The organism is Streptomyces sp. SP18CS02 (assembly GCF_036322365.1).
Classification (GTDB): domain Bacteria; phylum Actinomycetota; class Actinomycetes; order Streptomycetales; family Streptomycetaceae; genus Streptomyces.
Map to the genome: position 1 here is coordinate 200,790 of NZ_JAQYXC010000269.1, position 18,889 is coordinate 219,678.

The window sequence follows — 18,889 nt, forward strand, 5'->3', positions numbered from 1 at the left end:
GACTGATCACCTTCGGTGACTTTCGATCTCAGTGGGAGAACGGGGCGGTGTGGATCGTCTGAGAGGCAAGAAGCACGCCCCGCGCGTTGGAACGCGCTCGTACCCATATGGAGACCCACTTTCATGACGCCGTCCTTAGAGTGGCTCGGGCACGTCCCGACCGCCGTGAGCGCGGTGCACGCGCTGCTCGCTCTGGGCCAGGTGTGCCGGAGCAAGCTGTTGCCCCGGCGCGCGGGCGCGGCCGACGAACCCGGCTGCCCCTGCTGGTCCCTGCCCGAGGTGCGCGTGGATCCCGTCGCGTATGACGGCGCCGGCCGCGCGGGCCAGCGCGAGCTTGACGTCCGGGTGGACGTCGTCCCGCCGGAGGCGGGCCGCGTCGTCGTACGCGTCACGGTCGCTCCGGGCCCGATTCCGGAGAAGCCGTCGCGTGAAGCGGACGGCCTGTGGTAGGCGGCGAGGAGGCGCACAGCGAGCCGGGGCCGCATGGCCGGCACGGCCAGGCGCGGCCGGAGAACGAAGCGGGGCATGGGCCGGATCCGGGTCTGCTGCAGGAGTTGAACGGCCTCTATCCGGACTGGGTGTCCAAGCAGGCGTGGGCGTTGCGCGGGGAGTACCGGGGGAAGCTGTCGCTGCAGGCATGTCAGGACGTCGCGCAGGAGGCGTTCTTGAAGGTGCTCGACCGGGCCGAGGCCGGACTGCTTGAGCCGGGGTCGAACGTGGAGGCATACCTGACGACCACGGCGCGGAACCTGGCGATCGACAAGGACCGCGGTGAACGGCGGCTGTTGTCGGTGGAGGAATCCACACTGGAACTGCTCCAGCCGGAGGAGCCGGTCGAGCGGTCCGTGGAGGTCATGGGAGACCTGGTGGTCCCGGCGATCAGCGGCCTGGACATCAACGACCGGCTCAAGCAGGTGCTGTACCTGCAGAGCCAGGGGCTGACCGATGTCGAAATCGCGGCCGCGCTGGGCATATCTGCCGACCGCGTCCACAAGGACCGGCACAGGGCGCTGGTGAATCTACGGGGCCGGCTGGAGCCGTTCGTGCGGGACGCACACCGAAAGACTCGTGACTTGAAGAAGGATGGGTGACTGATGTGAGCCGCTTCAACCAGGACGACGGCGGCTCGGCGCCGTTGTTCGAGGCCGGGCTCAGGCAGCTTCGGGACCAGCTGGCCGGCGTACGGCACCAGCTGACCGGCACCCCGCACTTCTGGGACCGCCCCGACGGCGACTTCGGGCCCCTCACCGCCGCCTACGGGCGTGAGCGGGCGGTACGGGAACGCGCGAACTCCCTCTTCCGGCTCGGGAGCCGGGCACTGGGCCGGGGCGAGTTGGCCACGGCCGCGGACTGGCTCGGCGAGGCGGCGGAGGCCGGTCACCCCGGCGCACTGTTCCGGATGGCCGCTGTTGCGCTGCGGGCCACGGCCGACTGGGGCGAGGAGGTGAAGTTCCTGGTGGCGGAGGCAGCCAGGCACGGGCACGGCGACGCACGCCGCTTGCTGGCTGCGACCGCCCACCGCCGCCCCGCACCGGGTACCGCCATCCGGGAGGTCGAGGATCCGGAGTACTTCGACGAGATCCGCGCGGGGCTCGACGTGGAGGAGGAGATGCTGTTACCGGCCGAGGCGGAAGCCGTTCTGTCCGACGCCGCGGGACGCCGCCTGGTACTCGTGCCCGCGCCCGTCCTTCCGGGACCCGCCGGGGCCGGCCTCAGCACGCTGCTGGGACAGGGGGGTGGCGGGGAGCGGCCACATCTGAGCTCGCTGAACGGCGGCAGGAGGGGTGTGGTGATCGAGCCGCTGCCCGACCCCGCCCCGTATCTGGCCGCCGCGGCCGCGGGCGCGGCGGCGGCGGCGCGGGCGGACGCGCCGGCCCCGGCCGCCGATGGGGAGGTGCCGTGGTCGGCGGACGCCCTGCGTCCGGCGGTGCTCACCGACATGGCCCGCAGCCACAGCCTGCCCGCACAGCCACCCGCGCAGCTGGCTACCGCTGTCCGGGCCCGGGACCTGCTGATCCACATCCAGACTGCGGCAGGTACCACCACCCGTGATCTCGCCCGACGGACCGGGATGAGCGTCACCGCGACATCGTGGCTGCTGCACTGGCTGCGTACCCAGTTCTTCATCGAGACCGTGGCCGGCGTCCACTACCCCGGCTCGGTGCTGGAGATGGCCATGAACGCGGACCGGCACTCCTCGCTGATGCAGCAGACCCTCGACGGACTGCGCGACCGCCTGCGCGCCGCTGTCTACCTCAGCACCTACACCGGCGGCGAGATCAGCATCCTGCAGTCCTCCCACAGCGCCTCCGCCCCGCCCGTGCGGATCGGAGCGCCGTTCACCGATACCGGCCACGCCAGCGCCGTGGGCAAGGCGCACCTCGCCGGTCTCGACTTCGACGGCCGGATGGAGCACCTCGCCCGGTACCAGCCCGTGCCACTGACCCCGCGCACCATCACCAGCCCCCGGCTCCTCTTCGACAACCTCGACCGGCACGGCCCCAACGCCCTGCAGTTCGACCTTCTGGAGTACTCCGAACGGAATGTGTGCGCGGCGTTCTCCCTCACCCTGCCCGGCCAGGACTCCGGCTGTGTCGCTTTCGCGCTGCCCACCGGCCAGCGCCACCGTCTCATCCCGACTGCCGCCGCCCTCAGTGAAGCCTCTACCGGCCTCCTCGTCGTCCGTCTGCTGTCCGCCGCCGCCACGACGGCCATGCCCAGCACCTCGGCCTGGCCCAGGGAGGCCGGGGAAGGGCGCGCCATCGCCCTGTCATGAGCCCTTCCGCGCCCCCGTGCCTGATCCGAGGGAGACACCCGAGGTGCCACGCCTGGCGGCCGGGTCTCACCGGCAGCCGCGGAGCCGCCGGCCACGGGGATGCGGGGAGGGCGCGAGGGCCGGACCGGCCGGGTCCCGGTCGGCGGGGCTTCCCGGTCGGCGGGCCGGTGGGCCGGTGGGCCGGTGGGCCGGTGGGCCGGTGGGCCGGTGGGCCGGTGGGCCGGTGGGCCGGTCGAGGTTCCGGGCGGGCAGCCTGTCGCATTCCCTTCTCACGCGGTCCGCGGCAGGGACGTCGGGAAGCGGCCGGCCAAGCACTCCCGCGTACGGCGCCGGGCGTCACCATCACCCCACTGGCCCCCAGCCACCCAGAGCCCCAGAGCCCCAGAGCCCCAGAGCGAGGATTCCTGTCGGACAACCTTCCGAAGGGCGTGCGAGTCTCAGGAGCAGTTCGAGGTCCGGCATCACTTCGTACACGGGCAGTTGCGGTTCGACCGCGAGTCCCGGCGTTGGCTCACCCACGGGGGCAGCCGGAAGGGCGCTCGCCTTGCGGAGGTCAGGTTCACCACCAGCTCCGAGCCCTGGGAGCTGGCCATGGGCTTCCACTGGCTTCAGGAGAAGGTGCTGTGGTGGGACCTCAAGTATTTCGGCGAGCCCGGGGACCCGGCGCAGGGGGAGCCCCCGTGCGTATCCGTCAAAGGGTAGCGGCCGCCAGGGCGGCCCCTGCCCAGCCGTGATCAGGAGGCGGGGGCCGACGCCCGGGATCCGTTTGCCCGGCTGGGGCCTCTCTCACCGAAGGCCGTCCGGAGCCCGCTCACCGGCGGCCCGGGTTCCGGCACGGCCGAGGCACTCCGGGAGGTGGGCGACGACAAGCGCGATGGCCTCGTCGGCGGAGTCGGTCTCGCCGATGACGTCGCCCCACCGCTGGGCCATGACCTGGAACCGCCCGTCAGGTCGGGCTGCTACGGCCGGCGACTCCACCAGCGACGGTTTGTGTGTGTCAGCGCTGAAACAGAGCACCCACATGCTGGTGAACGGGAAGAGGTTCCGTAGCCTCGGCTCAGCAGCCGCTGCGTCCAGAAGGCCGAGAAGGCCGGTGTAGTCCGCTTCGACGGCCTGTTCCCGCAGGCGCCGCCACTGCAGGTCGATGACATGAGCAGGGCCACGCTCGCGCGCCGCCGCGAGTTCGGCCTCACGGATCCCCACGTACTTCTTCCACTCCATGACCACAGTCTGCCCGCAAGCGCCGTCCCGGCCTGCCGGCAGACCGGGTTACGGTGGACTTGGGCGTTCCCGAAGTCCACGCCGCGTTCGAGGACCGTTTCCCTGGCCGCGTGACGGCGGTCGAGATACAGGGTGCCCGGCGAAGACGGTGAGGACGTCACCGGCTCGGCATCGTGTCCCGCAACACCGTCATCCAGGTGACGCCCGGGGCGGGTATGGGGTCCGCAAAGGAACACGGCCACGCGAATCCGGCCGTCCACCCGGTCACCGGGTCATCCGGCCGACCAGGGGGAAAGCCATCGGCCGTCCGGGGTCGGGAGCAAGCGGGCCAGGTACGCCCGAGCGGTCCCGGAACCCTCCCGGGGCCGATCACTCCATGAGAATGCGGAGGTAGTCATGTCCTGGCCTTCGGTGGTCTTGCTGGCGAGCGCACAAGAGTGCGCCGCCATCGAGGCCGAGGTGCGGTCCCTCGGAGTCGAGAAGGACCCCCTGAGCGAGGGGGACTTCCTGCACTGGAACGGGAACTCCTACGCTCTGGACTTCTCTGGCGATGTCCTCTCGGACTTCGAGCCCGACGAGGTCGAGGACGCGAGGCTCAGGATCGGGGCGGAACCCCGCGCGATCTAGGTATCCTGCCAGTCCATGCACGCGGCACGGACGTTCCTGTCCGGCCCGCTCCGAGGCTTCTCAGGACTGATCGACACCAATCACGGCGATGTCCTCGCGTTCGCCGAGTTCCTCGGGCTGGTCGACAAGCACCCTCAGTGGGACTGGCGCCGAACGGAGGTCGCGGACCTTCTCGGGGAACCGGACAACACCTAGGCTCCCGCCAGGGCCTGCCCGCCGCGGAGGACCACGTGCAGCATGCCTGCTCCCGCCCGGAGCAGGCCCTGCCGCAGAAAGATCCGAGCGCGACGGTCTGCCACAACAGCGGGCCTGTAGCGGGCTCGTCGTGGTCCTCGGTGCCGGAGGCGCGCGGAGAGCCCCGCCGGGCCCTCCGAACGGTCCTCGGTACCGGTGGAGGCGGCGGAGGGGCCGGCCCCTGGCGGCGGGGCCGCCGTGCGTCACTTTTCCGAGGCGCCTGACTGCTTCGTCGTAGAGGAGCACACGCTCGACGAGGACGAGTGGACCGAGGGCTTTACGCGCACCCGTCCCCTCGTCCAGGGCGCGGAACCCGGTGGACAAACGGACAAAGCCGACGCCTCCCGGGCTGATTCCGGCCGACCGGAGTGCGGATGACGGACCCACGGAAGGGGGCGCCGCCCCGTACGCCGTCAGCGATTCTCGACCCCGTCACCGAGCCCCGCGCCGAACCGCAGGCCCCGGAGAGGCCTGACAGTGCAACGCGATCAAGACGGACAGCCATTCCAGGGCCCGCGCCGCACAGGAGCGGGACCGAGGCCGGCCGCTACGTCCTCTGCCGGGCGGGGAGCTCGCGGGGTGGTGGGGTGAAGCAGGCTGTGATGGTCTTCCCGTCCGGCTGCGCGTGGGTGTGCCAATGGTCGGCGACCGCGTCGATGAGCACGAGTCCGCGTCCGCCGGGCGAGTTCGTATCGGGGGTGCGGGGCGCCGGCAGGCCACGGCCCGAGTCGTGGACGCTGACGTGAAGGCACCGGCTGTCCCAGGTCAGGACCAGCTGTGCGTCGCTGCGAGCATGCACATGAGCATTGGTGATCAGCTCCGACACGGTCAGCAGTACGTCATCCACCAACTCCGGCGTGTCCTTGGTCCACTCCAGGGAATCCAGGTGCTCGCGCGCCCAGTGCCGCCCTGCCCGTACCCCACCGGACACGGGGAACGACCGGGCCCAGCCCACAGCCCTCATCGACGTGTCGGCCATCGTATGCCTCCCTGCTGTTGGAGACCTACCGTCTACCCGCCTGGGCACGAAGCAGGCGATTCCACCGCGGAAAGCAGCACTGTGGTCGGCGGATCGCTCCGGACGCGAGAGCGGGGCCCTCCGCTGCTCCTTCACCACAACCTGGAACACCTATCGGCCGCTCCGCCGTTCCGGCGCGGACTCCCGCTTCGTGGCTCGGGCCGGCGGACAAGGGAGACCATGTCCCTTGTGCGGCACAGCATCGTGGCGGGCCGAGGAGAGCCGGCTCCCGACGTCCCCACTCGGCCTGTCCCCACGCGACTCGGGTCGCCACGCCACCGAAGAGCGTGATCGCCCCCCCTCATGCGGGACCGAACGAGCCGTCAGCCGACGATTGCGGTCGCTTCGATTTCGACGAGGATGCCGGGCGCGAAGAGGCAGTCCACGCCGATGAGGGACGCCGGGGGAAGGGGCAGTGACAACCCGACCTCGTCTGCGACGCTTTCGACTCCCGCCATGAAGGCCCCCATCTTCTCCGGCTGCCACTGTGTGACGTACACCGTCAGCCGCACCACGTCGTCGAACGTGGCGCCGGCTCCGGAGAGGCCGCGCGCGGTGTTCCGCAGTGCCTGCGCGACCTGCCCGGCGAGGTCCCCCACCGCGACGGGCGTCCCGTCCTCGAGGCTGGAGATCTGCCCGCTGACGTGGACATGCTTGCTGCCGCTGGCGACGGCGACATGGTGGTAAGGCGTGGGCTGCAACAAGCCCTTGGGGGTGAAACGCTGAACGGACATGGAAGGTCTCCTTCGGCGACGTACGCTGGTATAGCTTTGATACCTAGGAGACGCAGGAAACTTCAACGAGACCAGGTTTCATGAGCGATACCGCTGCTTTCCATGACAGCGAGCTGAGCATCCCGGCGCCGCACCGCGAACTGCTCGATCAAGTGCTGGACAAGTGGTCGTTGAGCGTGCTCAGCGAACTGTGCGAGGGTCCCCGACGGTTCAACGACCTGCGCCGCGCGATCCCCGCGGTGACGCAGAAGTCGCTGACCGCCACCCTGCGCCGGCTGGAACGCAACGGCATCGTCGAGCGCGAGGTCGTGAACGACAGGCCTGTCGCGGTGGAATACCGGATCACCCCTCTGGGGAAGACCATGCGTCCACCCGTCGATGTCCTCCTGGACTGGGTACGGACGTACATGCCCCGGATCGAACGGGCGCGGGACGCCTTCGACTCCAGGTGAGAGAGGAGGGCGAGAAGCCGCTCGCCCTCCCCTGCGTCTCCGCCTCGGTTTCCGCGACACACTGCGCCCCACCGGCAACGCCGGCCGGCCGCTTCGGCACCGGCCGGGCCAGGGACACCCGACGCCTCGCCGCGCCCCGGCCCGGCCGACGCGCGCCGACGAGCACCCCGAGGCCGGCCGGGGGCAGTCACGCGCGGTGGAGTGCCCGCGCCTCCGTCGCGCGGCCTCAGCCCAGTCGGCGTGCGCGCAGCACCACGTCGTCGGTGTGGTGAACGCCCGCGCCGCCGTCCGGTACCAGCCGCGGCCGCTGCTCGTCCACGTCCACCTCCCAGTCGTCGTCGAGCAGCGCGGCGACCATCGAGGGCCAGACGTAGTCGGCCGGGTCGAAGCCGCTGTCGTTCACCGGCTGGGTCTCCATGCCCGCGTGATGCACCAGCAGCAGCACGCCGCCGGGCGCTACGGCCGCGAGCAGCGCGCGCTCGGCCGCGGCGTCGGGGGTGCGCTGCAGGGCCGGGTACTGCGCGGAGACCAGGTCGAAGGAGGCCGGAGGGAGTTCGGCCGCGGTCAGTGTCGCGTGGACCCAGCGAACGGCGACGCCTGCGTCCCTCGCGTGCTCGGCCGCCCGTTCCAGTGCGATGCCGGACACTTCGAGCGCTGTCACATCCCAGCCCTCGCGCGCGAGCCAGACCGCGTCCGCGCCCTCGCCGCAGCCGACGTCCAGCACGCGCCCGGGTGCGAGCCCGGAGACCTCGGCCACGAGCGCGCCGTTGGGCCGGCCGCTCCACACCTGAGGTCGGTCGGCGTAGCGGGTGTCCCACTCCGCCCGCACCGCGGGATCTCCGACGTAGGCGTCGGAGGAGGCAAAGGTGTCGGGGGAGGAAGTTTCCGAAACGATTCTGTCGGTCATGGGCAAACCGTCGCCCAACCCGCTCGGCGACGCCATTTCCTTTGCCAGTCCGGCAAAAAGGGGCGTCCGCGCGGCAGCGACAGCCGGACCGGCCGCAGTCGCTCCGCGCGGCGGGGGCGCCGGCGAGACACGGGTCCCGTCAGAGGGGAGCCATCCTGCGCGCCGAGCACTCCGCGCAGGACCGGGTCGCCTTCCTCCGCGAGCGCCGTGCCGGGTTGCAGCAGCGGGTGGCGGCGCTGTCCCGGGCCATGGACATCCTCGACGACAAGATCGCCTACTGCACCTGAACGCCGCCCGTACGGGGGAAGGTCCTTCCCCGGGCCCACCGCCGAGGAGAGGTCGCACATCACCGGGCGCGCCGCATCCTCCTCGACCGGGGCAGGGGTTGCCGCGACCGACAGCTGACCAGCTGCCCCGGCGATGCCCGGTCAGGGCACACCGGCCGGCCCGCCCCGCCGCCCCGTCGAGTAGGGGTGGCCGGCGGGGAGCGGCCACCGGGGGTGGACCGGCCACGGCGGCGGGAGGCGCGAGGCAATGCGATGCGTACGATGGAGGAGGTACGCCGCGTCAGCTCCGGAAGGTCGGCGTGGGCATGCCGTCCGCGCCCGGGAGGCGAGTGACGACAGATGCAGACATTCCTGCCGGATCCCGACTTCCGGCGGACGGGACTGCTCCTGGACCGGCGCCGGCTGGGCAAGCAGCGGGTCGAGGCACTGCAGGTCCTCCGTGGCCTGACCGTTCCCGGCTACGGGTGGCGTCGGCACCCGGCCGTACGGATGTGGAGCGGGTACGAGGAGGCGCTCGTACGGTACGGCCTGGAGATCTGCCGGGTCTGGCGGGAGCAGGGACATCCCGACAGTTGCGCCGCTTCCCTGGTCGCCGGGCTGGCCACGCACCGGTCGGGTGCCCCGGTCCGGGACCAGACGGCGCTGTCGGCCGCCGGTGAGCTCCCGCCCTGGCTCGGCGACGAGGCGTTCCACGAGAGCCACCGCTCCGCCCTCGTCCGCAAGGATCCGGACGTGTACGCCGGCCTGTTCCCCGGGGTGCCGGACGACCTGCCCTATGTATGGCCGGCATCCGATCGGGAGTCCCGGAACCTGCCCTGACGATGAGCGCCGCGCGGGGCGCCTGGCGGGTCGCACAGTGAGGTCATGCCGGAGCGAGCGGCGGAGAAGAGCCACTCCCCCGTCATTGACGACCACCACCGGGGACCCGCCCTGCATGTCGCCGGGCCAGTCCTGCAAGTCGCCGGGATGCGCGACCACACCGGGGCGCCCCCTCCGGTTCGCCACAGCCCGTTCGTCGTCCTCACGGAACACCGACGGTCGCGACCGAGGACGCCTCCGGCCGGCCGAAGGACGGTGCGACGGTGTCGCGTGAGCGCTCACGATCACCGGGGCGGGCTCCGGCCTGGCCGGAGCCCCGGCGGAGGTCAGCCGGTGGGGAAGGTGTCGGGGGTGCTGATCCGGTTCCTGAGCAGCGTCCCGGACTCGGTGAGCACACCACTGCTGCTGTAGTCGCTGCCGTCGCAGGTGCCGGGCCGGAACGCCGCGCTGCTCTCGGGAGCGTCGGAGTAGGTCCAGTTCGCGTAACCGATCTTCAGCTGATCGAGCAGGTCCAGCCAGGCCGTGGTGCTCGCCCTGTCCATCGCTCCGCCGCCGGTGGCGCTCACCGTCCCGAACTCGGTCACGAACAGCGGCAGTCGCGAGGCGGCGCGGCTGACCGTGGCGCGATAGGTGCCCTTGTGGCTCGCGGCATAGAAGTGGAACGCGTACATGATGTTGGCGGCGTTGACGGGATTGTTGACGACCTCGCTCTCGTCGGAGCCGTCCGACACTCCCAGCGAGGACCAGCCTCGGGTGCCGACGATGACGACAGCGTCCGGGTCCGCGGCTCGGATCACCGGGATGACCTGCTCGGCGTAGCTCTTGATGGCCGTCCAGCTCACGCCGTTGGGCTCATTGGCGATCTCGTAGATCACGTTCTTCTTGCCGGCGTTGCGGGCGGCGACGGACGCGAAGAACGTCTTCGCGCGGCCGAGGTTGTGGTTCGGGTCACCCGGCGTCAGGGTGTGGAAATCGATCAATGCGTACATGCCACGGGCCTCAGCCATGTCGACGAGGCCGTTCACGCGGCTGGTGAAGCCCGCCGGGTCGGTCTCGTAACCGCTCTCCTGTACATACATGGCGATGCGCAGCAGGTCCGACTTCCAGTCCTTCGCGAGCGCGTCCAATGACGCGGCGTTGTAGCACCTGCCGAACCACTGGATGCCATGCGTGCTCATGCCCCGCAGTTGTACGGGGCGGTCGTCCTGATTGCACAGGTGCACGCCGCAGACCTGGAGCTGTCCGTTGATGTCCAGGGGGGTGCTGGCACCGGCTCCGATCCGCGTGGTGCCGCTCCGGCGGTCGCCCCCGCCCACGGCGCCCGCGCCGGCGGGAAGCGCCCCCCGCCTCTCAGCCGGCGTCAGTCGCACTCCCTCAGGCGCGGGCCGCCGCGGCGGCGGTGATCCCAGGTGTGAGCGATGCCGCGCTGGTCGGACGGTACCTCCCGGTGCCACGTCGCCGTTCCCGTCGAGGCCCGGGCCGACCGCTCCCGTCGTGGCTCCGGCCGGCCGTCCCTGTTCAGCCGTCCGACGCCGCAAGGGCGGCCGGAGGCGCGCCGAGCGTCGCGTAGTGGTGATGCAGGGCGCGGGCGCCCTTGTCCCGTTCCTGCCACGCCTCCATCGCCGAGTGGGTGGTGATCGCACCGAGGGCCGCGAGCGCCGCCTGACCGCTTCCCGGCTGAAGGATCATGGCGCCGGTCAGCCAGCCCACTGCCTTCGGCACGGTGAACTTCGCCATCAGGCCGCTGCCGCTGCGCCGGTTCGTGTCGGCGGCGGCGGCCCGCATCTCCTCGCGGTAGAGCCGCAGCGCGGTGGCGTCCTCGCCGTCGCCCACCGCCGCCAGTGCCGCGCGCTGGCGCGTGCGGAACTGCTGGAACAGGGACTCCTCCCGGATCTCCAGCATGTGCCGGATGTCGAGTCGTCCGCTGTTGGGCAGGGCGAGAGCGGCCAGGCGCCGCATGAAGCCGCCTTCCCGCTCGGGCAGAAGAGGGGCGAGCAGCGCGGCGGAGTCCCGGAAGGCGGCTTCCTCGTCGGCGGAGGCGAAGAGCGGAACGGCCCGTCCCCCGGTCAACAGCCAGGCGCGCACCGTCCGTTCGGCCAGTTCCTTGCGGGAGACCTCCCCTCCCATTCCGGCGATGCTGGAACCCGCCACGGCGACGCTCCGGGGGGCGGCGGTCAGCTGACGGGGAACGAACATGACGGTTCCGGCCCGGATGAGCGGTGCGAGGTCGGCCAGGGCACGCACGGTGCGCACGAACAGGTCCGGTTCGAGGGCCGGTCGCATGTCCGTGTCCGGGAACTCCCGCTGGATGACCCGCATCTGGACCAGGGCATGATGCTCGTCGTCGAAGGGGTCCTCGAAGATCACATCGTGGGCGTAGCACAACGGGGCCTTCAGTTCACGGTGATCGGCGGCCAGCTGACGGGGCAGCCGCTCCGCCCCGAACAGACGGCCGTCCATCAGCATGTTGAGCCGTCCCGATCTCGGGACGGCGACGAGTTCACGTCCCAGCAGCGCGGAGCGGAGGTGGCCGTCCGGCATGGGGAGCGACCGCGCCCAATGGTCCGGGCCCACGCTGTGGATCTGTTCCAGATAGACGGTCATGAAATCGTCCACGCGCAGCGCGGCGACGGTGGCCGCCACGTCGTCGCCCCTCGCGCGGGACTCCGCCAGCATGCTGCCGCTCCATGCGGCGAGATCGTCGATGTCCCGTGCGTAGAACGCTTCGAGGGCGCTCAGGACAGGGGTGCCGCTCGGTTCCAGCTCTGTGTCCATCGTCCGCTCCGGCAGTGCTGAAGGATCGATTGCCGACCCCATGATGCCGGTGCCACGGCCCGGTTGCGGGTGAATGCCTGTCCCCCCTCGGGCCGCGACGCGGCCGCAGCTTCCTGGGCGGGGCGGGCGTCGTCAGGCCCCGTGCCGTCACCGGGCCGCGCACCGCCGGCGCACCCCGTCCACCCCTGGCGCCCGGACGCGGGCGCCCTCGGAGAGGGCCTGCCCGCTCCGGCCCACCCAGCCGTTGATGGCCGGATCACGCCGACGCGCGCGGTTCAGCCCCCGTGGCCTGCGGCCGGTGGCCGTCGACGGCGATCATCACGTTCCGGCAGGCACGGCAGGCGTTCAGCGGGAGGAGCCGCGGCCGGTCCCCGTCTGACGTCCGGGGTGGCCCCCGTTGTGCGCCAGGAAACCCACGGGTCTGCTGGACGATCGCCGGCGCCCTGTCCGACGGCATGATGAGAACGCGTTTCACCGCACAACCGGCTTTCGGTGCCGGATGTCCTGTACGTCACCTCAAGGGGCAGTCCGCGCCGTCCAATCATCGAAAGATTCTGTTGCGGGGATTCATTCGCGGTGGTCTGGCGCGCGCAGGCGCCCTCGTCACGACCGCCGGGTAGGTTCTCGCCGGCCTCGCCTTCACGGATGTGCCCGAGGCACATCCCGCCAATCCGGGGCGCGTCTGCTTCTTCCTCGACGAGGAAGCCGTGGGTGAAGCGGGACACATCGCGTGGCCATTCGGGAACCCGGACCGCTCCGATCACTGGATCCGGGGTTCCGTCCCCGGGATGGTGTCGATGAACGGGAGCATCGCCGGCGGCACACGGGTGCGGAAGCGTGCCGGCAACCTCATCATCCTCGGCACATATGAGGAATACCGCCGCACCAACACCGCGAACGGCACCGTCGTCGCCGCTCAGAACGCCTGCACGGCCTGAACCAGGGCATGTACAGCGTCTTCACCCGCAACTGCCTGACCGGCGCCATCGCGATCTTCCGCGCCTCCATCCCGGCACTGAGCGAAACCCACTTGCCCGACGGGGATTACACCGCCCCTGACCATTCCTCCCACCCCACACGCAACGCCGGGCCGGGCCGGGAGGACGCCCGCATGTACTGACCCGCGCATCACCAGCGCGTCCCGTATACGCGCGTCGGGCGGAGCGATCCAAGAGTGCCCGGCATCGCCGGCGCGCCCATCGGCGCGGTCCACCGTGCGTACCGGATGGAAGGGGGCGGTTCGCCGCGCGGCACGGTGCGCGGCGACACACGGCACAGTGGCTCGAACCCGCATGCGTCGCACGCACCGCTGATGGCCCCGGCAGCGGCGGGCGGACCGTCACGGATTCGGTCGGCCGCCCGGGTACCGCTGCGAGCCACGCCGGGACGGGGGTTTTCGCGAACGGGTACAGCGCCATCCTCCGGCCGAGAGGGAAGGCGTCGACGGACAACGCCGATCCGGACACCCCGCCCTCCCCTCTGACGAGCCGGAAGGTGACTCCGGCACCGCCCGGCCCGCTTCGCATTCCAGGGAATCGGCATGGCCGGATCAGCCTCTCGGCTTGTGCGTGGGCCGCGTCACCGACAACCCCTCTCACCCGCTCCGCCGGCCTCTCCCACGACACCTGCGACACATTCAGCCATAAGGGGAACACCCGACCAGTACAGCCAAACCCCCTGAAGATCACCGCCCCGTCGCACAGCCGCAATATTTCACACTGTCCTAAAACCCTATTGTCCTTCATTCCTTACGACAGAAGACTCGCGGTGATTACGACCAACATCACCATCTCTGCCGGGCGGGGAAAGAGGAGCAGCTGTTGAGTACGGGCAACTCCTGGGCGTACGACGGCCGTCGTTACCGGATGTACCGATTCCCCTCTGACGTCCAGCAAGAACTCAATGAACTCAACCGGGCCGACAACTGGCATGTCTTCGTCGCCTGGGCCGAGGACGTTTTCTGGATGGCGCTTTCCGTCCTGATCTGCGTCTACGGTTCCTACTGGCTCTACCCGCTCGCCGTCCTCGTCATCGGGGCCCGGCAGCGTGGACTGTCCACCCTGCTGCACGACTGCGCGCACGGCGTGGGCGTCGCCAACAAACGGTTACAGATGTTCGCCGGGACACTGCTGACGGCGTATCCGATCTTCCAGCAGCACTACGCCTACAAGGTCTCCCACGTCTTCACCCACCACCCCAAGCTCGGCAGCCCGGACGGCGACCCCGATCTGCGGTTCTTCATCGAACAGGGGGCGTACCGGGAGTCGGCCACGGCCAACTACGTACGCAGGGTGGTCATCTTCCCGCTGCTCGGCTCTCAGACCTGGGCCTATCTGCGCTATCTCGTGCGCAACCGCTACCGCGTCCTCAAGGGCGTCGAGAAGCGGACCCAGGCGTCCACGCCCGCGCAGCGGCGTCGACGGATGCTGGACCGGGCCGGGTTCTGGCTGTTCTGGGGACTCGTCGTAGGGCTCGCCTGGTACGGCGGGTGGCTGCTGGGTCTTCTGCTGTTCTGGGTGATTCCGTACCTCACGAGCTTCCAGATCCTCGGCTGGTACATCGAACTCTCCGAGCACACGCCGCTGGTGCGCGACTCGAACGTCGACCTGTACATGACGCGCAACCGCAAGAGCCGCAGCTGGGAGAAGTTCCTCACCGGCATCCACAACGATAACTACCACCTGGAGCACCACCTCGACCCGCGCACCCCGTTCTGGAACCTGGGCAAAACGCGCGAGGTCCGGCTCCGCGACCCCAACTACGCGGCCGTCGACAAAGCGCTGGGCGGACTGTTCCAGCGCGGGCCCGAAGGCCAGCCCAGCACCATGTCGGCGATCGTCCGCTACATGAGCCGCACCGAAGAAGCCACGCCCGTCAAACCGATCCAAGAGGGACGCGATGTCGCAGCCTGACCACATAGAGACCCCCGCGGCCCCTCGCACCGCCGACGCCACGGCCCGTCACACGGGCGGCCTCGAAGCCAAGCAGTTCACCCGTCCCGAGTCGGCCGCGGTGCACGGCGGCTCCCAGGCGAGGCTGGGACCGACCCCGCCCATGGTGACGCCGATCTTCCAGACCGCCGCCTACGAACTGCCCAGCACCGGTGTCGCCGCGGGCATCTTCGACCTGCTCCAGGACGGCCACGCCTACACCCGGCTCAACAACCCGACCTGTGACGTCCTGGAAGAACGCATGGCCGCCGTCGACGGCGGCGCCGCCGCACTGGCCGTCGCTTCCGGGCAGGCCGCCGTCAGCCTCGCCCTGCTCAACATCTGCCAGGCGGGCGACAACATCGTCAGCTCCAACGAGCTGTACGGCGGCACCTGGAACCTGCTGGCGAACACGTTCGCCCGGTTCGGCATCGAGACGCGGTTCGTCAGTCCCGAGGACCCCGCGAACTTCGCCGCCGCCACCGACGAACGCACCCGCTGCTACTTCGGCGAGACCCTGCCCAACCCCCGGCTGCGCCTCTTCCCCATCGAGGAGGTCGCCCGGGCCGCCGAGTCGCACGGCATTCCGCTGGTCCTCGACAACACGATGCTGCCGTACGTCCTGCGCCCCATCGAGCTCGGCGCGCACATCCTGGTCTACTCCGCCACCAAGTACATCGGCGGCCACGGCTCCAGCCTCGGCGGGCTGATCGTCGACGGCGGAACCTTCGACTGGGACCGGCACGCGGACCGTCACCCGCTGATGACCACGCCCGACGCGGCGCACGGCGGCGCCGTGTGGACCCGCACCGGCAAGGACCTCGGCGGCGGGCTCGGCCGCAGCAGCTATCTCCTCAAGGCCCGCGAGACCCTGCTGCGCGACCTTGGCCCCTGCCTGAGTCCGTTCAACGCGTTCCTGCTGCTCCAGGGCCTGGAAACGCTGCCGCTGCGTATGCGGGTGCACGGCGAGAACTCCGCCGCCGTGGCCGCCTTCCTGCACGGCCACCCGCTCGTCGATCAGGTCATCCACCCCAGCCTCACCGAGGGCTCGGAGGCCGACCGCGTCCGCCGCTACCTCGGCGGCAACACGGGCCCCCTGGTGCAGTTCGAGGTCCAGGGCGGCCGGGAGGCCGGCAGCCGGTTCATCGAGGCGCTCCGGCTCATCTCGCACGTCACCAACATCGGCGACGTACGGTCCATGGCCACCCACCCCGCCTCCACCACCCACGCACAACTCCCCGAGGAAGAGCAGATCGCCGCCGGAGTCACCCAGGGGTCCATCCGGCTCGCGGTCGGCGTCGAGCACATCGACGACCTGCTCACCGACCTCGACCAGGCGCTGAAGGCGGTATGAACGCAATCGCCACGGACACCACCGACACCGGCACACCTCTGGTCGCCCTCGCCTGCGTGACCGAGGACATCGACGGTGTGCCGCACGCGGCGGTCCGCCAGGTCTACGTGTCGGCGCTGGAGAACGTCGCCGGCTGCGCGGTCGCCCTGGTCCAGGGCCCCGCCGCCTGGCTGCCGTCGGTCCTCGACCGCTTCGACGGAGTCGTGCTGGGCGGCCACGAGTCCAACGTGGCCCCCGAACGTTACGACGGGCCGCCCGCGCCGGGCCCGCGCGCACCGGAGCGGGACGAACTGGCCATGACGCTGCTCCCCATGGCGATCGAGGCGGGCCTGCCCTTCCTCGGGATCTGCCGGGGCCTCCAGGAGCTGAACGTGGCCTACGGGGGCACCCTGCGGGACATCGGCCGACTGCCGATCGGCGCGGCGCACCGCGAGGACCTCAGCCTGCCCCGGGACGAGCAGTACCTCCCGGTGCACGACATCGCGGTGGCTCCCGGCGGCCTGCTGCGGGAGACCCTCGGACAGGACAGCGTACGGGTGAACTCCCTGCACCAGCAGGCGGTCGACCGGCTCGCGACCGGCCTCACCCTGGAGGCGTCGACCGCCGACGGCGTGGTCGAGGCGGTCTCGGTGGCGGACGCGACCGCCTTCGCCCTCGCCGTACAGTGGCATCCCGAGTGGTACGCCGCCTCCGACCCGGTCTCCAAACCGCTGTTCACCGCGTTCGGGGCAGCCGCCGCCGAGCGCGCGCGGAGGCGCCGATGACGCGCCCCGCCCACCACCGGGACAGCCCCGCGGGCAGCCGCCCGGAGCGCCTGGTGCTCTTCGGCGCGGACCGACCGCTGCGCCTGGAGTCGGGCCGGACCCTCACCGACGTGCCGGTGGTCTTCGAGCGGTACGGGCCCGAGGACCCCACGGGCGCGGACACGGTCTTCGTCTGCCACGCCCTGACCGGCGACGCGCATGTGACCCGGCGGTGCCTCGAGGACGCTCCGGGCTGGTGGGAGTCGATGGTGGGACCTGGCCGGCCGATCGACACGGACCGGTTCCAGGTCATCTGCGCCAACGTCCTCGGCGGCTGCTCGGGCACGATGGGCCCCGCCCCGTCCGCCGACCGTACCGCCGAGGAGCCGTTTCCCCAGGTCACCGTCGCCGACATGGTCACCGTCCACCGCGAGCTGTTACGCCGCCTCGGCGTCGGCCGGCTGCACGCGGTCGTCGGGGGCTCCCTGGGCGGCATGCAGGCGTTGGAGTGGCTGCTGCGCCACCCGTACGACGCCAGGCGGTTCGGCCTGATCGCCACCTCGGCCCAGCTGACCACCGACAACCTCGCGTTCAACGCCATCGGACGCGCCGCCATCCGCAGCGACCCCCGCTTCCGCAACGGCGCTTACCCTCCCGGTGAGGGACCGGACGCGGGACTCGGCATCGCCCGCATGATCGGCCACCTGACCTACATGTCCGGGGACTCCTTACAGGCGAAGTTCGCCCGCGACCTCGCGCCGCCGCCGGACTCCGCCCACGCGGCGAGTACCCACACGCCCGGGGTGCCCGCGTGGGGACCGTTCTCCGTGGAACGCTACCTGGAGTACCAGGCGGACAAGCTGGTCGCGCGCTTCGACGCGAACAGCTACCTCTGTCTGACCAGCGCCATGGACCTGTTCGACGCCTTCGCGACGCCGTACGAACAGGTCGCCGAAGCGTCACCGGACGTGCACCTCTTCAGCTTCGAGTCGGACCGGCTGTACGGCGTCGAGCACAGCCGTCACATCATGGAGCAACTGGGCAAGGCGGGTGTCGGCTGTGCGCACTTCCACGAGGAGAACTCCAGGGCGGGCCACGACGCCTTCCTGATGGCGGTCCCCGGATATCTCGACGCGGTGGCACGATGGATCACCGCCCCCTTCCCCGAGGACGCTCCCCGTCCGTCCACCCGCCACCGCCCAGAGCAACCAGAACCCAGGAGTTCCCATGCCATCGACGCGTGACAGTCTCGGTCCCGCGGCAGACGGCGAGTCCGATCGGACGAACGGCACGCCGCGTCCGGCCGCCTCCGGCCGGAAGGCCCGCGGCATCGGCATGATCATTCAGCGCCCCCTGATCCCCGACCGGCCCGCACACCGCCTGCCGCAACTGTTCTTCGGGCTCAGCCTGTACGGCGTCAGCGACGCGATGGTGATCCAGTCCGGACTCGGTGTCGAGCCGTGGGACGCGCTGAGCCAGGGCCTGTCCCGCACCGTCGGTCTGGGCATCGGCATGTGGACCAACATCATCGGCGCGCTGGTGCTGCTGCTGTGGATCCCCCTGCGCATCAAGCCGGGACTCGGCACCGTGTTCAACGTGCTGCTGGTGGGCACGGTCATGGACCTCTACATGGCCTGGACTCCCGTGCCCGAGGCGCTGTGGCTGCGCTGGACCGTGCTGATCCTGGGTGTCGTGCTCAACGGCGTCGCCACGGGCGCGTACATCGGCGCGGGTCTGGGCCCGGGCCCCCGCGACGGTCTGATGACCGGCTGGGCGGCCCGCGGGCACTCGGTCCGAGGCGTCCGGTGGGTCATCGAACTGACCGTCCTGGTTGTGGGGTTCCTCCTCGGCGCGACCCTCGGCATCGGCACCATCATCTACGCCGTCGCCATCGGCCCGCTCGCGCAGCTCTTCATCCCGATGTTCGACCTGGACCAGCGGGCAGCGCGCAAAGAGGTGGCGGACACCTCCCGGCCCGGCGGGCCGCCCGCGCCATGACACCGGCGACCGGC

20 protein-coding genes and 1 pseudogene are annotated in these 18,889 nt (G+C 70.8%); 15 read left to right on the plus strand and 6 right to left on the minus strand.

All coding sequences use genetic code 11. The annotated features are described in order from the left end of the window. The first annotated feature begins 123 nt into the window (after nucleotides 1-123). Genes PUR26_RS10295 through PUR26_RS10305 form a run of 3 tightly spaced genes read left to right on the plus strand, consistent with a single transcriptional unit; the run spans nucleotide 124 to nucleotide 2,776 of the window. Nucleotides 124-450 (plus strand): hypothetical protein, encoded by a 327-nt coding sequence (locus PUR26_RS10295; RefSeq protein WP_329871368.1) that lies wholly within the window; start codon nucleotides 124-126, stop codon nucleotides 448-450. Then, a complete protein-coding gene (locus PUR26_RS10300; protein WP_329871370.1) occupies nucleotides 444-1,091 on the plus strand; it encodes an RNA polymerase sigma factor in 648 nt (215 codons plus the stop codon). The genes PUR26_RS10295 and PUR26_RS10300 overlap by 7 nt, the downstream gene beginning before the upstream one ends. Continuing rightward, entirely contained in the window at nucleotides 1,088-2,776 is a 1,689-nt protein-coding gene (locus tag PUR26_RS10305; RefSeq protein WP_329871372.1) for an IclR family transcriptional regulator domain-containing protein, read from the plus strand. Before PUR26_RS10300 ends, PUR26_RS10305 begins: the two co-directional genes overlap by 4 nt. Before the next feature lie 786 nt (nucleotides 2,777-3,562). Here PUR26_RS10305 and PUR26_RS10310 read toward each other — a convergent pair. Then, nucleotides 3,563-3,997 carry a DUF6193 family natural product biosynthesis protein gene (locus PUR26_RS10310; protein ID WP_329871373.1) on the minus strand — a complete coding sequence of 145 codons (435 nt, stop codon included), beginning with the start codon at nucleotides 3,995-3,997 and terminating at the stop codon, nucleotides 3,563-3,565. A 396-nt stretch (nucleotides 3,998-4,393) separates the two neighbouring features. On the opposite strand from PUR26_RS10310, the gene PUR26_RS10315 reads away from it, so the two are divergent. Together PUR26_RS10315 and PUR26_RS10320 are read left to right on the plus strand one after the other, a co-directional pair. Continuing rightward, nucleotides 4,394-4,624: a hypothetical protein gene (locus PUR26_RS10315; RefSeq protein ID WP_329871375.1), complete on the plus strand. Its 231-nt coding sequence runs from the start codon at nucleotides 4,394-4,396 to the stop codon at nucleotides 4,622-4,624. Between the two features lie 15 nt (nucleotides 4,625-4,639). Continuing rightward, nucleotides 4,640-4,819 carry a hypothetical protein gene (locus PUR26_RS10320; RefSeq protein WP_329871377.1) on the plus strand — a complete coding sequence of 60 codons (180 nt, stop codon included), beginning with the start codon at nucleotides 4,640-4,642 and terminating at the stop codon, nucleotides 4,817-4,819. A 586-nt stretch (nucleotides 4,820-5,405) separates the two neighbouring features. Here PUR26_RS10320 and PUR26_RS10325 read toward each other — a convergent pair. Together PUR26_RS10325 and PUR26_RS10330 are read right to left on the minus strand one after the other, a co-directional pair. Next, nucleotides 5,406-5,837, minus strand: a complete 432-nt coding sequence (locus tag PUR26_RS10325; RefSeq protein ID WP_329871379.1) for an ATP-binding protein — start codon at nucleotides 5,835-5,837, stop codon at nucleotides 5,406-5,408. Between the two features lie 362 nt (nucleotides 5,838-6,199). After that, nucleotides 6,200-6,610, minus strand: coding sequence for a RidA family protein (locus tag PUR26_RS10330; RefSeq protein ID WP_329871381.1), 411 nt, complete (start codon nucleotides 6,608-6,610; stop codon nucleotides 6,200-6,202). An 80-nt stretch (nucleotides 6,611-6,690) separates the two neighbouring features. Here PUR26_RS10330 and PUR26_RS10335 point away from each other — a divergent pair, with 80 nt between their 5' ends. Beyond that, nucleotides 6,691-7,062, plus strand: coding sequence for a winged helix-turn-helix transcriptional regulator (locus tag PUR26_RS10335; RefSeq protein ID WP_329871383.1), 372 nt, complete (start codon nucleotides 6,691-6,693; stop codon nucleotides 7,060-7,062). Nucleotides 7,063-7,288: 226 nt separating this feature from the next. On the opposite strand, the gene PUR26_RS10340 is transcribed toward PUR26_RS10335, so the two are convergent. Then, nucleotides 7,289-7,969 (minus strand): class I SAM-dependent methyltransferase, encoded by a 681-nt coding sequence (locus PUR26_RS10340; RefSeq protein ID WP_329871385.1) that lies wholly within the window; start codon nucleotides 7,967-7,969, stop codon nucleotides 7,289-7,291. 41 nt (nucleotides 7,970-8,010) lie between these two features. On the opposite strand from PUR26_RS10340, the gene PUR26_RS10345 reads away from it, so the two are divergent. Both PUR26_RS10345 and PUR26_RS10350 read left to right on the plus strand, forming a co-directional pair. Beyond that, nucleotides 8,011-8,256, plus strand: a complete 246-nt coding sequence (locus tag PUR26_RS10345) for a hypothetical protein (RefSeq protein WP_329871387.1) — start codon at nucleotides 8,011-8,013, stop codon at nucleotides 8,254-8,256. 339 nt (nucleotides 8,257-8,595) lie between these two features. After that, nucleotides 8,596-9,075: an MSMEG_6728 family protein gene (locus tag PUR26_RS10350; protein WP_329871389.1), complete on the plus strand. Its 480-nt coding sequence runs from the start codon at nucleotides 8,596-8,598 to the stop codon at nucleotides 9,073-9,075. A 326-nt stretch (nucleotides 9,076-9,401) separates the two neighbouring features. On the opposite strand, the pseudogene PUR26_RS10355 reads toward PUR26_RS10350, so the two are convergent. Together PUR26_RS10355 and PUR26_RS10360 are read right to left on the minus strand one after the other, a co-directional pair. After that, nucleotides 9,402-10,337 (minus strand): annotated as a pseudogene (locus PUR26_RS10355) (glycoside hydrolase family 5 protein); the annotation flags it as partial. Nucleotides 10,338-10,593: 256 nt separating this feature from the next. Beyond that, nucleotides 10,594-11,850, minus strand: coding sequence for a hypothetical protein (locus PUR26_RS10360; RefSeq protein WP_329871391.1), 1,257 nt, complete (start codon nucleotides 11,848-11,850; stop codon nucleotides 10,594-10,596). Nucleotides 11,851-12,647: 797 nt separating this feature from the next. Between PUR26_RS10360 and PUR26_RS10365 the strand changes: the two genes are divergently transcribed. From PUR26_RS10365 to yczE, 7 genes are all read left to right on the plus strand, one after another. Further along, nucleotides 12,648-12,788: a hypothetical protein gene (locus PUR26_RS10365; RefSeq protein ID WP_329871393.1), complete on the plus strand. Its 141-nt coding sequence runs from the start codon at nucleotides 12,648-12,650 to the stop codon at nucleotides 12,786-12,788. A gap of 8 nt (nucleotides 12,789-12,796) precedes the next feature. Beyond that, complete coding sequence (locus tag PUR26_RS10370; protein ID WP_329871395.1) at nucleotides 12,797-12,970, plus strand: hypothetical protein; 174 nt, start codon at nucleotides 12,797-12,799, stop codon at nucleotides 12,968-12,970. A 700-nt stretch (nucleotides 12,971-13,670) separates the two neighbouring features. Then, nucleotides 13,671-14,762, plus strand: coding sequence for a fatty acid desaturase family protein (locus PUR26_RS10375; RefSeq protein WP_329871397.1), 1,092 nt, complete (start codon nucleotides 13,671-13,673; stop codon nucleotides 14,760-14,762). Continuing rightward, complete coding sequence (locus PUR26_RS10380) at nucleotides 14,749-16,134, plus strand: O-acetylhomoserine aminocarboxypropyltransferase/cysteine synthase family protein (RefSeq protein ID WP_329871399.1); 1,386 nt, start codon at nucleotides 14,749-14,751, stop codon at nucleotides 16,132-16,134. The genes PUR26_RS10375 and PUR26_RS10380 overlap by 14 nt, the downstream gene beginning before the upstream one ends. Continuing rightward, a complete protein-coding gene (locus PUR26_RS10385; protein ID WP_329871400.1) occupies nucleotides 16,131-16,898 on the plus strand; it encodes a gamma-glutamyl-gamma-aminobutyrate hydrolase family protein in 768 nt (255 codons plus the stop codon). The genes PUR26_RS10380 and PUR26_RS10385 overlap by 4 nt, the downstream gene beginning before the upstream one ends. Continuing rightward, nucleotides 16,895-18,121 carry a homoserine O-acetyltransferase MetX gene (gene metX / locus PUR26_RS10390; RefSeq protein WP_329871402.1) on the plus strand — a complete coding sequence of 409 codons (1,227 nt, stop codon included), beginning with the start codon at nucleotides 16,895-16,897 and terminating at the stop codon, nucleotides 18,119-18,121. The genes PUR26_RS10385 and metX overlap by 4 nt, the downstream gene beginning before the upstream one ends. Next, on the plus strand, nucleotides 18,105-18,875 hold the full coding sequence (gene yczE, locus PUR26_RS10395) for a membrane protein YczE (RefSeq protein WP_329871404.1): 771 nt from the start codon (nucleotides 18,105-18,107) through the stop codon (nucleotides 18,873-18,875). Before metX ends, yczE begins: the two co-directional genes overlap by 17 nt. Nucleotides 18,876-18,889 lie beyond the last annotated feature (14 nt).

Bases quoted from the DNA above. Each gene is read 5' to 3' on its own strand.
- PUR26_RS10325 (WP_329871379.1), bottom strand. From the start codon at position 5,837: ATGGCCGACACGTCGATGAGGGCTGTGGGCTGGGCCCGGTCGTTCCCC.
- PUR26_RS10340 (WP_329871385.1), bottom strand. From the start codon at position 7,969: ATGACCGACAGAATCGTTTCGGAAACTTCCTCCCCCGACACCTTTGCC.
- PUR26_RS10350 (WP_329871389.1), top strand. From the start codon at position 8,596: ATGCAGACATTCCTGCCGGATCCCGACTTCCGGCGGACGGGACTGCTC.
- PUR26_RS10365 (WP_329871393.1), top strand. From the start codon at position 12,648: ATGAACGGGAGCATCGCCGGCGGCACACGGGTGCGGAAGCGTGCCGGC.
- PUR26_RS10315 (WP_329871375.1), top strand. From the start codon at position 4,394: ATGTCCTGGCCTTCGGTGGTCTTGCTGGCGAGCGCACAAGAGTGCGCC.
- PUR26_RS10310 (WP_329871373.1), bottom strand. From the start codon at position 3,997: ATGGAGTGGAAGAAGTACGTGGGGATCCGTGAGGCCGAACTCGCGGCG.
- PUR26_RS10370 (WP_329871395.1), top strand. From the start codon at position 12,797: ATGTACAGCGTCTTCACCCGCAACTGCCTGACCGGCGCCATCGCGATC.
- PUR26_RS10295 (WP_329871368.1), top strand. From the start codon at position 124: ATGACGCCGTCCTTAGAGTGGCTCGGGCACGTCCCGACCGCCGTGAGC.
- PUR26_RS10380 (WP_329871399.1), top strand. From the start codon at position 14,749: ATGTCGCAGCCTGACCACATAGAGACCCCCGCGGCCCCTCGCACCGCC.
- PUR26_RS10385 (WP_329871400.1), top strand. From the start codon at position 16,131: ATGAACGCAATCGCCACGGACACCACCGACACCGGCACACCTCTGGTC.
- PUR26_RS10330 (WP_329871381.1), bottom strand. From the start codon at position 6,610: ATGTCCGTTCAGCGTTTCACCCCCAAGGGCTTGTTGCAGCCCACGCCT.
- PUR26_RS10335 (WP_329871383.1), top strand. From the start codon at position 6,691: ATGAGCGATACCGCTGCTTTCCATGACAGCGAGCTGAGCATCCCGGCG.
- metX (WP_329871402.1), top strand. From the start codon at position 16,895: ATGACGCGCCCCGCCCACCACCGGGACAGCCCCGCGGGCAGCCGCCCG.
- PUR26_RS10360 (WP_329871391.1), bottom strand. From the start codon at position 11,850: ATGGACACAGAGCTGGAACCGAGCGGCACCCCTGTCCTGAGCGCCCTC.
- PUR26_RS10320 (WP_329871377.1), top strand. From the start codon at position 4,640: ATGCACGCGGCACGGACGTTCCTGTCCGGCCCGCTCCGAGGCTTCTCA.
- yczE (WP_329871404.1), top strand. From the start codon at position 18,105: ATGCCATCGACGCGTGACAGTCTCGGTCCCGCGGCAGACGGCGAGTCC.